This window comes from Brevibacterium sp. JSBI002 (genome assembly GCF_026013965.1).
Classification (GTDB): domain Bacteria; phylum Actinomycetota; class Actinomycetes; order Actinomycetales; family Brevibacteriaceae; genus Brevibacterium.
The window spans coordinates 2,373,320-2,386,504 of record NZ_CP110341.1; the positions used below are offsets into that span (position 1 = coordinate 2,373,320).

Annotated in this window: 13 protein-coding genes and 1 pseudogene; 2 read left to right on the forward strand and 12 right to left on the reverse strand. The window is 64.9% G+C overall.

All coding sequences use genetic code 11. The annotated features are described in order from the left end of the window. Positions 1-67 precede the first annotated feature (67 nt). Positions 68-406 (reverse strand): LysM peptidoglycan-binding domain-containing protein, encoded by a 339-nt coding sequence (locus LJ362_RS10780; RefSeq protein WP_264799076.1) that lies wholly within the window; start codon positions 404-406, stop codon positions 68-70. Between the two features lie 234 nt (positions 407-640). On the opposite strand from LJ362_RS10780, the gene lexA reads away from it, so the two are divergent. After that, positions 641-1,396, forward strand: coding sequence for a transcriptional repressor LexA (lexA, locus tag LJ362_RS10785; RefSeq protein ID WP_092012603.1), 756 nt, complete (start codon positions 641-643; stop codon positions 1,394-1,396). Positions 1,397-1,462: 66 nt separating this feature from the next. Here the strand turns inward: lexA and LJ362_RS10790 are convergent, their stop codons facing one another. Together LJ362_RS10790 and hflX are read right to left on the reverse strand one after the other, a co-directional pair. Continuing rightward, a complete protein-coding gene (locus LJ362_RS10790) occupies positions 1,463-3,433 on the reverse strand; it encodes an ATP-dependent DNA helicase (RefSeq protein ID WP_264799077.1) in 1,971 nt (656 codons plus the stop codon). Beyond that, entirely contained in the window at positions 3,430-4,902 is a 1,473-nt protein-coding gene (gene hflX / locus LJ362_RS10795; RefSeq protein WP_264799078.1) for a GTPase HflX, read from the reverse strand. The genes LJ362_RS10790 and hflX overlap by 4 nt, the downstream gene beginning before the upstream one ends. A gap of 85 nt (positions 4,903-4,987) precedes the next feature. Here hflX and LJ362_RS10800 point away from each other — a divergent pair, with 85 nt between their 5' ends. Beyond that, positions 4,988-5,602 carry a class I SAM-dependent methyltransferase gene (locus LJ362_RS10800; RefSeq protein WP_264799079.1) on the forward strand — a complete coding sequence of 205 codons (615 nt, stop codon included), beginning with the start codon at positions 4,988-4,990 and terminating at the stop codon, positions 5,600-5,602. Between the two features lie 21 nt (positions 5,603-5,623). Here the strand turns inward: LJ362_RS10800 and dapF are convergent, their stop codons facing one another. The 9 genes and pseudogenes from dapF to LJ362_RS10840 all read right to left on the reverse strand — a co-directional run bounded on the left by dapF (position 5,624) and on the right by LJ362_RS10840 (position 13,116). Beyond that, the gene (gene dapF, locus LJ362_RS10805) at positions 5,624-6,613 is read right to left on the reverse strand and encodes a diaminopimelate epimerase (RefSeq protein WP_264799080.1); all 990 of its coding nucleotides are present in this window, start codon (positions 6,611-6,613) and stop codon (positions 5,624-5,626) included. Positions 6,614-6,688: 75 nt separating this feature from the next. Next, positions 6,689-7,609, reverse strand: a complete 921-nt coding sequence (gene miaA, locus LJ362_RS10810) for a tRNA (adenosine(37)-N6)-dimethylallyltransferase MiaA (RefSeq protein ID WP_264799081.1) — start codon at positions 7,607-7,609, stop codon at positions 6,689-6,691. Between the two features lie 6 nt (positions 7,610-7,615). Further along, positions 7,616-8,281, reverse strand: coding sequence for a hypothetical protein (locus LJ362_RS17105; RefSeq protein ID WP_413774206.1), 666 nt, complete (start codon positions 8,279-8,281; stop codon positions 7,616-7,618). A 1-nt stretch (position 8,282) separates the two neighbouring features. After that, positions 8,283-9,778: pseudogene (gene miaB / locus LJ362_RS10815) on the reverse strand (tRNA (N6-isopentenyl adenosine(37)-C2)-methylthiotransferase MiaB). A gap of 35 nt (positions 9,779-9,813) precedes the next feature. Next, positions 9,814-10,767 carry a regulatory protein RecX gene (locus tag LJ362_RS10820; protein WP_264799083.1) on the reverse strand — a complete coding sequence of 318 codons (954 nt, stop codon included), beginning with the start codon at positions 10,765-10,767 and terminating at the stop codon, positions 9,814-9,816. After that, entirely contained in the window at positions 10,748-11,839 is a 1,092-nt protein-coding gene (recA, locus tag LJ362_RS10825; protein WP_264799084.1) for a recombinase RecA, read from the reverse strand. Before recA ends, LJ362_RS10820 begins: the two co-directional genes overlap by 20 nt. Positions 11,840-12,030: 191 nt before the next feature. Next, entirely contained in the window at positions 12,031-12,438 is a 408-nt protein-coding gene (locus LJ362_RS10830; RefSeq protein ID WP_264799085.1) for a VOC family protein, read from the reverse strand. Between the two features lie 121 nt (positions 12,439-12,559). Then, a complete protein-coding gene (locus LJ362_RS10835; RefSeq protein ID WP_264799086.1) occupies positions 12,560-12,787 on the reverse strand; it encodes a DUF3046 domain-containing protein in 228 nt (75 codons plus the stop codon). Continuing rightward, entirely contained in the window at positions 12,787-13,116 is a 330-nt protein-coding gene (locus LJ362_RS10840; RefSeq protein ID WP_139470108.1) for a helix-turn-helix domain-containing protein, read from the reverse strand. The genes LJ362_RS10835 and LJ362_RS10840 overlap by 1 nt, the downstream gene beginning before the upstream one ends. Between the last annotated feature and the right edge of the window lie 69 nt (positions 13,117-13,185).

Sequence of the window (13,185 nt, forward strand, 5' to 3'; positions counted from 1 at the left end):
ACCCGATCAAACGGGTCAGCGCGCTGCCGTTCGGGCCGGCGCCCTACCGGTCGAGCAGGGTTCGACCTCAGCGGACGGGGACGTCGAGGGTCTGGCCGGGGTGAACAGTCGGGGTGTCCAGGTGGTTGATCTCGACGATATCGGCAACGACATCGCGGGTGTCGCGTTCGATGCCGAGATTCGAAGCCACGGTCCACAGCGATTCGCCCTCACCGACGACGACCGCCTCGGCGTCGATGCCGATGCTCTCCGTCTCCGATTCGGCAACAGCAGCTGCCGAGAACGACTGGGTGGCGAGGAGGACCGCCCCGCCGATGACGACGAGAGCGACGAGCAGGGTCCGGAGAAGGCGCACAGCCTGGCGTCCACGAGGGGTCAGGTGCAGCTCGGTGTTCTGTGCAGACATCGCATTACCTCTTTCATTCGTACGATTCCACCAGTAATCGGTAGAACGTCTGTTCTATTCAACATGCCAATCGAACAAATGTCCAGTCCAACTCGAACATCTATGCGACAATGAGTGGGAACCAGCGTTGTTGATTGATCTGTCAGAACCATCTCAGTCGGCACTGACACGAGAATTTCCGAAGCGGAGATCACGGCGTTCAGCGGCAGGGAATAGAACGAAGGGGAACGAGCAATGGTTCAGAACAAACGGGGCAGAGGCAGGCCTCGCAACGAAGATGTTGCCAGCGAGATCGCTGCCGCTCGCACCGATGACGACGTAGTCCAGATCCCTGAGGGGTCATCCGGGGAGGGCGACTTCCGCCTCACTCCCCGTCAGCGTCTCGTGCTCGAAACCATCGAACGCGCGGTCGTGACCAACGGCTACCCGCCGAGCATGCGCGAGATCGGCAAGGCCGCCGGACTGGCCTCCCTCTCCAGCGTCGCCCACCAGCTCTCCCAGCTCGAACGCCTCGGATATGTCCGCCGCGACCCGAAGCGCCCGCGTGCCATCGAAGTGGTCAATCCGTTCGAAGAGGAAGAGGCCGAGCGCGCGAAGTACGAGGAGCTGGCCAACAACACCGTGCAGGTGCCGGTCGTCGGACGCATCGCCGCCGGCGGCCCGATCCTTGCCGAGCAGGAGGTCGATGATGTCTTCTCCCTGCCGACCCAGGTCGTCGGCTCCGGAGAGATGTTCCTGCTCAAGGTCGTCGGCGATTCGATGATCGAAGCCGCCATCTGCCACGACGACTGGGTGGTCGTACGCAAGCAGCACACAGCTGACAACGGTCAGATCGTCGCCGCCCTCCTCGACGGCGAGGCCACGGTGAAGACGCTCAAGCGCAAGGCCGGTCAACAGTGGCTGATGCCGCAGAACGAGAACTACGAACCCATCGACGGCACCTACGCGCAGATCATGGGCCTCGTCGTCGCCGTCATCCGCCGCCTCTGATCTTCCGTCGGCTCTCCGCAGTCTGAACACAAAGGCCCGCGACCGATACGGTCGCGGGCCTTTGTGTCATCCTTCGTCGGTTTCGGACAGCCTCGTCAGACTCTTGCGGACGAGACCGGAATTCGTCGTCGGCCACATCCTCGGCATCGAATTGACGAGGAACCCGGCATACCGGGCCGAACGCAGCCGCGAGTCGAGCACGGCCACCACTCCCCTGTCCTTGGTCGACCGGATGAGGCGTCCGGCGCCCTGAGCCAGACGCAGGGCAGCATGCGTGGCCGACACCGCCATGAATCCGTTGACTCCCCGCTGGTCGGCATCGCGTGCTCGCGCCTGCATGAGCGGGTCGTCGGGGCGTGGGAACGGCAGACGGTCGATGATGACCAGGCGGTTCGTCCGTCCCGGCACATCGACTCCCTGCCACAGTGACATGGTCCCAAACAGGCATGACTGATCATCGGCGGTGAATTGGGAGACCAGCGCCGGCAGGCCGTCGTCGCCTTGGAGCAGGATCGGGAAATCGAACTTCTCCCGCAGATGTTCGGCCGCCGCATTGGCCGCCGCCCGGGAGGAGAACAGGCCCAGTGCCCCGCCGTTCGAGGATTCGACGAGTTCCTCGAGTTCGGTCAGCGCCTCCTCGCTCAGTCCGCTGCGTCCGGGTTTGGGCAGGTGAGAAGCGACATAGAGGATTCCCTGTTTGCCGTAGTCGAAGGGAGATCCGACATCGAGGCTGTCCCATTTCGGCGCGTCGGGTCCGAAAAGTCCCAAGGAGGCTGCCACCGCGTCGAAGTTGCCGCCCAGGGACAGAGTCGCCGAGGTGGCCACGACCGTGGATTCTTCGAAGATGCCGTTGCGCATGGTCCCGGCCACGCTCAAGGGCGCGACGACGAGATTCGTCGTCTCCTTCTCCCGGAAGGTCGAGCGCGACAGCCAGATGACGTCGTTCTTGCCCGGATCGCAGAAGCGTTCGGCGAGTTCGAAGATCTCCTGGCAGCGCGCCTTGGCCATCTGCCGGCCGGCATCGGCGTCCTCGGTCTTGCCGCCGATGTCGTTGATGATCTGGCGGGCGGAGTCGCGGATCTGTGCCAGGGCCAGTCCGAGCGCCTCGCTCATATGCAGGATGAGCCCCTCGGGTACCGAGGTCTGCGCACGTTCGAGGGCCGCCGCGGCGGAGTCGAGCAGAGACACGACGCCGTCCTGGACGGTGGTGTGTTTGCGTACGGAGCTTGTCGCGGCCGAGAGCATGCTCGTATTGATCTGCCCGGACAGGGCGCTGGTCACCCGGTCCTTGAGCTCATGGGCCTCGTCGATGATGATGACATCGTGCTCGGGCAGCACGTTCGATTCCCCGAAGGCGTCGATGGCCAGCAGAGCATGGTTGGTGACGACGATGTCCGCCTCGGCGGCCTTGTTCCGGGCGATTTCGGCGAAGCATTCGGTGAACAGCGGACAGTTCGAACCGAGGCAGTCGAAGGCGTTGACGGACACCTGCGACCAGGCACGATCACTGACGCCGGGCAGGAGGTCGTCCCGGTCGCCGGTGTCGGTGGTCTTCTCCCAGGTGCGGATCCGCTGGATCTCCTCCCCCAGGCCGGAGCGTTCTGTGGGTTTGCGTCCCGCCTCAGCGTCGGCACCGAGGTCGAAGAGCATGCCCTCGCCCTCATCCGGGTATCCTCCGGCGAGCTTGTGCTTGCACACATAGTTCCGGCGCCCCTTGAGCAGTGCCGCCCGGGGCAGCGGATCGAGGTCCTTCTTCACAGCCTTGAACAGCCGGGGCAGGTCGCGGTGGATGATCTGCGTCTGCAGAGCCAGGGTCGCCGTGGACACGACGACCTTCCCGCCGGTGCGGGTGACGTACTCGGCCGCCGGCACGAGGTAGGCCAGCGATTTGCCGGTGCCGGTTCCCGCCTGCACGAGCAGATGGATTCCCTTGTCCAGCGACGAGGCGACCGCCTGCGCCATCTCCTGCTGACCCTCTCGTGGCGATCCGCCGATGGCGCCGACAGCGGATTCGAGGAGGTTCTCGACTGCCTTCACTCGTCGATGACCAGGTCCGGACGTTGGAATTCGCGCAGTTCGTCGACGAGCTCGGTCGGCACCTTGGCCTGCAGGCTGGTGCCCTCCGTGCCGTGCGATTCGTGTTCGACAGTGCCGAGGGCGTAGATCTTCGACACGAGGTCACCGCGTTCATAGGGAATGAGCACGGTCATGTCGATGTCGGGGACGGGGAGACGGTTCTCGATGGCCTCGATGAGGTCGTCGATCCCTTCCTTCGAGACGGCGGAGACGAACTGGGCGTCGGGGTACTCCGCGCGCAGCCCGGTGATCACGGCCTCCTCGGCGATATCGGATTTGTTGAACACGAGGAGTTCGGGGATGTCCCCGGTCTCGACATCTTTGAGGACGTCGCGCACGGCCTGGATCTGTCCGTGCGGATCCGGATGGGAGGCATCGACGACGTGGAGGAGCAGATCCGAACCGGCGGCTTCCTCCAGGGTCGAGCGGAAGGCCTCGACGAGCTGGTGGGGCAGGTTGCGGACGAACCCGACGGTGTCGGTGTAGGTGAACACGAGGCCGTCGGCGGTCTTGGCCTGCCGGACGGTCGGGTCGAGGGTGGCGAACAGGGCGTTCTGCACCATCACCTCGGCGTCGGTGAGCAGGTTGAGCAGGGAGGACTTGCCCGCGTTCGTGTAGCCGACGATCGCGACGGAGGGCACGTGGTGGCGGGCGCGGTTCTTCCGCTTGGTCTCCCGGGAGGGCGCCATGGCGTTGATCTCGCGGCGCAGCTTCGACATGCGCGTACGGATGCGGCGACGGTCGAGTTCGATCTTCGTCTCACCGGGTCCGCGGGAGCCGATTCCGGCACCGCCGGCGACACGGCCGCCGGCCTGACGGGACAGCGACTCACCCCAACCGCGCAGTCGCGGCAGCAGGTATTCGAGTTGGGCGAGTTCGACCTGGGCCTTGCCTTCGCGGGACTTGGCGTGCTGGGCGAAGATGTCGAGGATGAGCGCGACTCGGTCGACGACCTTGACCTTGATGACGTCTTCGAGTCCGCGCCTCTGGCTGGGGGCGAGTTCGGAGTCGATGATCACGGTGTCGGCGCCGACGGAGGCGACGACCTCGGCGAGCTCGACGGCCTTGCCTTTGCCGAGGTAAGTGCCTGGGTCGGGTTTGTCGCGTCGCTGGATGAGCGCGTCGAGGACTTCGGAACCGGCGGTTTCGGCGAGTGCGGCGAGTTCGCGGATCGAGTTCTCGGCTTCGGCCTGGGTGGTGTTCCAGATGCCGGCGAGGACGACGCGTTCGAGGCGGACCTGACGGTATTCGACCTCGGTGATGTCTTCGAGCTCGGTGGAGAGTCCGGCGACGCGGGTGAGGGCGGCGCGCTCGGCGAGCTCGAACTGGTCATCGCCCGGGATAGTCTCGTGATCATCGAGCGCTTGGGCGCCTCGGGAGAGCACACGGTCGAGCATCGCGTTGCGACGCTCTTTGTCTTCAGACGTCATTCATTCCTTTGTTCTCTGCCGTCGGCCGCATGTCGCACCGACAGTGGTGTCCATCAATTCTCCCACAGCCGTCTAGACTGAAACGGTGTCAGAGCACTATTTCACTGAATCGCCGAGCAGCGAGGCCAAGTCGCGGCTACTCAACCTCGATTTGGCCGGCCGCGCCGTCATCGTCGAAACCGTATCCGGCACGTTCTCGCCCACTCGCCTCGACCTCGGCACGGCTGTGCTGCTGCGGCATCTGCCTCAGCCGCCGGCGGGCGATATCCTCGATCTCGGGTGCGGTTGGGGTCCGATCGCCCTGCACACGGCCTTGGATGCCCAGGACGCCGAGGTGGATGTGCGAGTGTGGGCGCTCGACGTCAACTCCCGGTCCCTGGAGGCCACTGCGGCGAATGCGCGGAGGCTGGGTCTCGATACGATCAACACCGTCACCGCCGCGGATGTTCCCGCCGATCTGCAGTTCGCCGCGATCCGGTCGAATCCGCCGATCCGCATCGGCAAGGAAGCGCTGCACGAGCTCTTGGAGACGTGGCTGCCGCGTCTGGCCCCGGGTGGTCGCGCCGATCTCGTCGTATCGAAGAACCTCGGTGCCGATTCCCTGCAGAAGTGGATCGCCGGGATGCTCGGCGACGGGTTCGAGGTCGTGCGCACGGGGTCGTCGAAGGGCTTCCGCGTGCTCACGGTCGAACGCGGCTGAGAGACTCTTCCCGGCTTCGGCTCAGCTGATCGTGCCGCTGGCGACGAGGACCGCGGGGCCGGCGAGGCTGACGCGTCCGCTCGTGCCTTCGGCATCGGGTTCGATCTCGATGCGCAGCTGACCGCCGGGCACGTCGACTCTCCACTGCAGAGGTGACTTCTCGCCGGCCCAGTGGTGGGCTGCGATCGCTGCCGCGCAGGCTCCGGTTCCGCAGGAGCGGGTCTCACCGACACCGCGCTCGAACACGCGCATGCGCAGGGCGCCTTCTCCTCCGGCCACATCGGACCGGGCGGGTTCCATGACGATGTATTCGACATTGGATCCCTGCGCCGGGACGGGGTCGAGGACGGGTGCATCGCGCAGTTCGGCTGCGGCGAGTTCGGCGTTCTCGGCCAGGGCGACGACGGTGTGTGGATTGCCGGTGGCCACGCGCAGTCCGGGACGAGCGACGTCGATGCCGCCGGTGGTCACGAGCACGCTGTTCGCGGGGTCGAGCGACCATTCGCCCATGTCGATCGTGTACCAGGCGTCGCTGGCGGATCCGGGCCCGGCTGTGCCGGTGTCGACCACATCGTCTCCGGTCTGGACGCCGAGGGCCGGATTGAGGGTGGTGCGCACGGCTTTGATGCCGTCACGGGTGCCGACGAGGATCTCGCGGGCATCGGCGGGGACGCGACCGCTGGTCACGAGTGCGTGGGCGAAGACGCGAACGCCGTTGCCGCACATCTCGGAGAGGCTGCCGTCGTTGTTGTAGTAGTCCATGAACCATTCGGCACCGGCGTCGGCCTGTTCGGCGGCTCCCGGGATGCCGCTGGCTGCGGAGCGGACGATGCGGATGATGCCGTCGGCACCGAGTCCGGCACGTCGGTCGGCGAGCGTGGCGACGGTTTCGGGATGCATCTCCAGTGCGCTGTCGTCGTCGGAGAGCAGAACGAAGTCGTTTTGGGTGCCGTGCCCCTTCACGAAGCTGACATCGGTCCAGGCGGCGAACGGGGTATCCGGAGTGCTCATGGCTCCATCTTATCGGTGGGCGTCCAGTCAGGTCTTCAGTGCCCGTTCAGGACGTCGAGTGCCGTCGTTATGTCGTCAGTGCCCATTCAGAGCGTCGAGTGCGGTCGCCAGATTCTGTTCGGCGTCGGCGGCGCTGCCGTCGATCCAGCGGATGCGCGGGTCGCGGCGGAACCAGGTGTCCTGTCGGCGTGCGAACTGCCTTGTGCGGATCGTCGCCTCTATCTTCGCCTCGGCGGCGGTGAGCTCTCCGGCCAGATGGCGCTGGATCTGTGCGTAGCCGATGGCGCGAGACGCCGTCTTGCCTTCGGCCAGGCCGACGTCGAGCAGCCGCGTCACTTCGTCGACCCAGCCGTGGTCCCACATCAGCTCGACTCGAGTGGCGATGCGCTCATGCAGAATCGCCCGGTCCATGCTCAATCCCAGATGGATGGTCGGCTCGATCTCCTGGTAGTCCGGCAGTTGAGCACTGAAGGGACGTCCCGTGAGTTCGATGACTTCGAGGGCTCGGGCGATACGTCGTTGATCGTTGACGGTGATCTTCTCTGCCGCTTTCGGGTCGAGATCGCGCAGCTTCTGGTGCAGCGCCCACCGGTCACCGGCAACCTCGGCCTCGAGGCGGGCTCGCACCTCGGGATCCGTGCCCGGGAACTCCATATGGTCGACCGCAGCACGCACGTAGAGCCCTGACCCGCCGACGAGGACCGGCCGCAGTCCGCGCTCCCGGACCTCCGCGATCGCTGCTCGCGCACGTGCCTGGAAGTCCTGAACGTTCGCCTCTTCGGTGACTTCGAGAATATCGATGAGATGGTGCGGAATCCCCCGTCGCTCATCGACCGGCAGCTTCGCCGTGCCGATGTCCATCCCGCGGTAGAACTGCATCGAATCCGTGTTGATGATCTCCCCGCCGAGGCGGCCGGCCAGATCCAGCGCCAGGTCGGATTTCCCGGTGGCAGTGGCTCCGACGACGGTGATGATCGGCGCAGTGTCCTCAGTCACCGGCGATCACTCCCAGAGTCCGGTGCCGCAGAGAGAACGCACCTCGTGGACACGTTCGTCGACGACCGGCTCCAGAGTCGAGGCACGAGCGCCCTGGTCGACGGCGTGGCGGATGCCAGCAGCCAGCACACTGAGGTTGGCGGCCATGGCCCTTGCTTGGTCGCAGAGGTCGAGCAGTCGTTCGTTGTCGATCGACGTCCCGGAGGTGATTGTCTCGACGACGGCACGATCGAATTCCTCGGCACCGTCGATCGGGGCCAAGGGAGCGTCCTCCGTTGCGGCTCCGGACAGATCGATGGGGAGCAGGAGGTTCTCGCTCGATCCGAGCGGGCCGATGTCGATGCCGACAGCGTGAGCGTGAAGGATCGCGACGATGATGGCGGGGTCGGCCGCCTCGGCGAGTCTTCGTTCGTCCAACGTCAGGGTTTCAACGGTCTCGACCCAGTCGGGCCCGGACAGATACTGCCCGGTGCGAGTATCGACGCCGCGATCGATTCCCCAGCCGCCGAGTCCAGCCACTGGTGGCAGGGTGTCGATGGGCAGCGTCCAATCGGTCTGCGTCCTCAGAGTGTCGCGGATGACGGTCCGCAGTTCGACCATGCGAGCAGTCTCGCTGCGGTCGATGTTCTCGAGCAGCACCGGGGCTGCCGGGATGATGGCGAAGGCGCCCATCTCAGCCGCGGGGGCGGATCGTCGCATGCCGAGGTTCGTTGCACCGGCGGCACCCTGTCCGGGGCTCGGTGCGCCGCAGCTGTCGGCCTGTGCCCGGTCGTAGGCGTCACCGGCTCGGGACGGGCGTACGGAGAATCCGGAGTCGGCGAGGAGGAAGTAGGGCTTCGCCTCGGTGACGGTGGCAGTGACGAAATCACCGGGCCGCGGCATCTGAGCGCCTTCGGGGATTCCGACGTGGACGAGGCGGTTGTCGGCGGCGCGACCGCTCAGTCGTGGGGAATCGTCATGGGGCAGCTTGGTCACGAGCACCTCGACCTCACGGCCGATCTGGGCTTTGTTCTCGTCCCAGGCGATCTCGTCCTGGAGCGCGGTGAGGCGTTCGAACCGCTCCTGCACGACATCCTTCGGCACCTGGTTGTCCATCGTGGCCGCCGGTGTGCCGGGGCGGATGGAGTATTGGAAGGTGAAGGCCTGCGAGAAGCGGGCACGCCGAACGATGTCCATCGTGCCTTGGAAGTCCTCTTCAGTCTCTCCGGGGAAGCCGACGATGATGTCGGTGGTGATGGCAGCGTGCGGGATGCGTTCGCGCACGGAATCGAGGATGTTCATGAACCGCTTGGTCCGGTAGGAGCGGCGCATTGATTTGAGAATCGTGTCCGAACCGGATTGCAGCGGCATGTGCAGCTGCGGCATGACTGTCGGGGTCTCTGCCATTGCGTCGATGACGTCGTCGGAGAAGGCGGCTGGGTGCGGGCTGGTGAAGCGGACCCGTTCTATTCCGTCGACGTTGCCGACGGCGCGGAGCAGTTTTGCGAATGCGCCTTTGTCGCGGAATTCGGCGCCGTAGGAGTTGACGTTCTGGCCGAGCAGGGTGACCTCGACGACTCCGTCGGCGACGAGGGCTTCGACCTCGGCGAGGATATCGCCGGGGCGGCGGTCCTTCTCTTTGCCGCGCAGGCTGGGCACGATGCAGAAGGTGCACGTGTTGTTGCAACCGACCGAGATCGACACCCATCCGGAGTGCTGGGATTCGCGGCGGCTGGGCAGGGTGGAGGGGAAGACGTCGAGGCTTTCGAGGATCTCGACCTGGGCTTCCTCGTTGTGGCGGGCGCGTTCGAGCAGCGCCGGCAGGGACCCCATGTTGTGGGTGCCGAAGACCACGTCGACCCAGGGGGCCTTCTTCACGATGGTGTCGCGGTCCTTCTGTGCCATGCATCCGCCGACGGCGATCTGGAGGCCGGGGTGGTTCTCTTTGACCTTCGCGAGCTGGCCGAGGTTGCCGTAGAGGCGGTTGTCCGCGTTTTCGCGGACGGCGCAGGTATTGAATACGACGACGTCGGCCTGGTCGTCGGTGTTCGCCTGAACGTAGCCGGCATCGTCGAGCAGTCCGGACAGACGCTCGGAGTCGTGCACGTTCATCTGGCATCCGTAGGTCTTGACCTCGTAGCTGCGAGGGGTGGTTCCGGATGTCGTCGGGGATTCAATCAGTTCAGTCATGGCGCACCCATTCTAGCCGTTCCCCATGTGCCGTTTCAGTCTTCTGCGAGCACTTCCCGTGTGACCTTGATGCAGATCGCCGAGGGGAAGCCGCGGCGGGCGAGCATGCCGAGGATTCGGCGCTCTCGCACGGCATACTCGAGACGCCAAGTGGAGGCGGCTTTCTTCTCGGCGACTTCGCGGGCGAGCTCTTCCTCACCGTCGATCTCGGCCACGGCGTCGGAGGCGAGTTCGGGGCTGATGCCCTTCTTGCTCAGTTCGCGTTTCAGCACGGACCGGGAGAGTTTCCGGTTCTCGCGCTGTGCCCGTGCGAAGCGGTGCGCGAATTCCTCGTCGTTGAGCAGACGCGAATTCTGCAGCTTCTCGATGAGGACATCGATCGCTTCGGGCATGAGGTCGCGTTTGAGGAGTTTCTTGCGCAGTTCGTCGCTGGAGTGGTCGCGCATGGCGAGCATGTTCATCGCCGTCTTCTTCGCCTGCGCGTAGTCCGCGTCGAAGTCGGGGGCGTCGTCTTCGTCGTCGAAGCTCAGCCCGGGACCGGCAGCGAAGTCAGGCGCGGCGTTGCCATCGCTCGCCAGGGAATCTGGACCATCATTCTCGGCTGCAAGGAAGTCAGGGGCGTCGATGAAATCCGGAGTCGAGTCGGTACCGCCTTCGACCCACCCGTTGTCCGGTTCCTTCTGCTGTCGCTTCCACCCGCTGGAGTTCTTCTTCCGCTTCGGCCCAGAGCTCTTTCGTTTGGCAGTTCGACCATTGCCACCGGTGACATCGTCGTCGAGTCCGGAGAGGCCTGCGAAGAACCCGGCTTCTCCTTCGGCATGACGTTGGTCGATCTCCGAGATCGCACTGCGCAGCTGCGAAAGCGTCTCGGTCTGAGACGAGTCGGTCCGACCCGAGTCCCCCGCGCCGACCGTGTCGGTCGATGCGGCGGGCTCGCGGCCTGGGAATTCGTCGTCGGTCGACGAAGCGTCAGGAGACTTCGACGTCATCCGTCTGTGCTTCTCCGGCCGCCTCGGCGCCTTCCTCGGGTTCGTCGACCTGGATCAGGCCGAGCTTGTGCTTGATCTTCAGCTCGATCTCTTCGGCCAGGCCCGGGTTGTCGCGGAGGAAGTTGCGGACGTTTTCCTTGCCCTGACCCAGCTGATCGCCGTCGTAGGTGAACCAGGATCCGGACTTGCGTATGATGCCGTTGTCGACGCCCATATCGATGAGGCTGCCTTCGCGGGAGATGCCGTGGCCGTAGAGGATGTCGAACTCGGCCTGCTTGAACGGCGGAGCGACCTTATTCTTCACGATCTTCGCACGGGTCCGGTTGCCGACCGCGTCCTGACCTTCCTTGAGGGTCTCGATGCGGCGGACGTCGATGCGCACGGAGGCGTAGAACTTCAGTGCCTTACCGCCCGAGGTGGTCTCCGGCGAACCGAAGAAGACGCCGACCTTCTCACGCAGCTGGTTGATGAAGATCGCGGTGGTCTTCGACTGGGCCAGGGCACCGGTGATCTTACGCAGTGCCTGCGACATCAGGCGAGCCTGCAGGCCGACGTGGCTGTCGCCCATCTCGCCTTCGATTTCGGCCTTGGGCACGAGGGCGGCGACAGAGTCGATGACGATGATGTCGAGGGCACCGGAGCGGATGAGCATATCGGCGATCTCCAGTGCCTGCTCACCGGTGTCCGGCTGGGAGACGAGGAGCTGATCGGTGTCGACTCCGAGCTTCTTCGCGTACTCGGGGTCCAGAGCGTGCTCGGCATCGATGAACCCGGCGATTCCGCCGGCCTTCTGTGCGTTCGCCACGGCGTGGAGAGCCACCGTCGTCTTACCGGAGGATTCCGGACCGTAGATCTCGACGACGCGACCGCGCGGCAGACCGCCGATGCCCAGAGCGATGTCGAGTGCGACCGAACCGGTCGGGATGGAGGCGATGGGCTCACGCACACCGTCGCCGAGGCGCATGATCGCGCCCTTGCCGTAATTGCGATCGATCTGGCCCATTGCGGCTTCGAGTGCCTTCGACTTGTCTCCGCCGGTGGGAACCTGGAGGTTCTTGGGTGTACGTGCCATGACGTCTCCTCTTCGTTGCTTTTCCGTTGAGACCAAGGCTAGAAGATGGCACTGACATAACGACAGAGGAAGCGATCCCCCCGTGGATAACCAGCCACTCATGGTCACAGGTCCCGTGATTCCTCACCAGGATAACCCACATGGGAACAGGTGTTCTATATATTCGGGTGTGTCGCGTGTCTCCGGGAGAGTCAGGCCTGGGCCAGGCCCAACTGCCAGGTGAGGCCGAACCGGTCTCCCACCCACCCGAATGGCCCGAATCCGTAGTCGTCGAGCGGCATGAACACAGTTCCGTCTGCGCTCAGTGCGGTGAAGATGCGCTCGAGTTCCGCGGCCGATTCGCAGTCGACCATGAGTGACACGCCGGGAGTGATGTCCCACTCGTGTGCGACGAAGCTGTCACTGAAGCGCAGTCTCTGTCCGGCGATCTCGATCTCGGACATGATGACCGTGCCCTCGGCGCCCGGACCGTCGGGACCATAGCGATTGTCGAGGATCACTCGCCCGTCGGCGAATACCTCGAGGTAGGTCTCCATGGCCTCGGCGGCGCTCTGTCCTCGACTGGGCTGGAAGGTGACGAACGGGATGGCCTGATTCATGCGGTCAGTCTACACTCGGCCAGCCCGGCGCCGACAGAGAAGGACCGGCGCTGCTCTGACCAGACAGAGTCACAGACGGTGCGAGGCAGCTGCGATCCAGCAGAACGGCGTCGAACCTCGGTCAGAACGGCGTCGCGCGCGGCTTCTCCTTGCCGAGGCGCCGAGATTCGGGAACGCCCATGGAATCGCAGACGGCGGTCCAGATGTCACGGGGTTCGACTCCGGCTTCGAACGCCTGGGCTGCTGTCCGCGAACCCAACGAGCTCAAAGTAAGATCGGTGTGCAGAGAGGCCGCGCGGGCCTCACCGAACTCCTCGTTCATGAGGGTCCAGTAGAGCGTGTGCCGCATCAGGGCTTAGCAGCCAGCCGCGGAGCAGAGTATCCCTCGGGGTGACCGAGGATCTTGTCCGAGAGCTCCTGCGGAATGGTGTCGGGGATCTGCACGCCTTCTTCGAGAGCGAAGCGATCGGACACAGACGACAGCAGTGCCGACAGCGGCAGGTCGAGTGCTTCGCAGATCGCCGACAGCAGCTCCGAGGAGGCTTCCTTCTGTCCGCGCTCGATTTCGCTGAGGTAGCCGAGCGAAACGCTGGCCCCGGTCGAGACATCGCGAAGGGTGCGTCCTTGACGACGGCGGGCGGAACGAAGTGCGTCGCCGATTTCGACTCTCAGTAACATAACGCGGCCCTCCCTTTGTCAGCGCGTCCCGTCAATGTAGTTCCAATAACTTTACAACCTGGCCGTGAC